Origin of the sequence: Paenarthrobacter sp. AR 02, from assembly GCF_021538675.1 — a bacterium.
In the GTDB taxonomy this organism is placed as follows: Bacteria; Actinomycetota; Actinomycetes; order Actinomycetales; family Micrococcaceae; genus Arthrobacter.
The window spans coordinates 1-321 of sequence record NZ_JAJUKH010000024.1; the positions used below are offsets into that span (position 1 = coordinate 1).

Annotated in this window: 1 rRNA gene; it reads left to right on the top strand. The window is 57.0% G+C overall.

Going from position 1 to position 321, the window contains the following annotated elements:
• Positions 1–211: 211 nt before the first annotated feature.
• Positions 212–321 (top strand): 5S ribosomal RNA (gene rrf / locus LRQ04_RS20500); the annotation flags it as partial.

A 321-nucleotide genomic window follows, 5' to 3' on the forward strand; every position in this document is an offset into this window, starting at 1 on the left:
GATGTGGAAGCGAGGACTAAAGACTCGTGAAGCTGACCGGTACTAATAGGCCAACAACTTACACCACACAACACACTGCACGCGTCCACTATGTGGTTCCCAACCAACAACCCCGGGAACCAACAACCAACTGAATAAACAACCAAGCACCACAGTTGTAACCACAGTCTTCCCACCCACCCCCACACGGGGTCGGGACGGGTAACAAGGTTACGGCGGTCATAGCGTGGGGGAAACGCCCGGTCCCATTCCGAACCCGGAAGCTAAGACCCACAGCGCCGATGGTACTGCACCCGGGAGGGTGTGGGAGAGTAGGACACC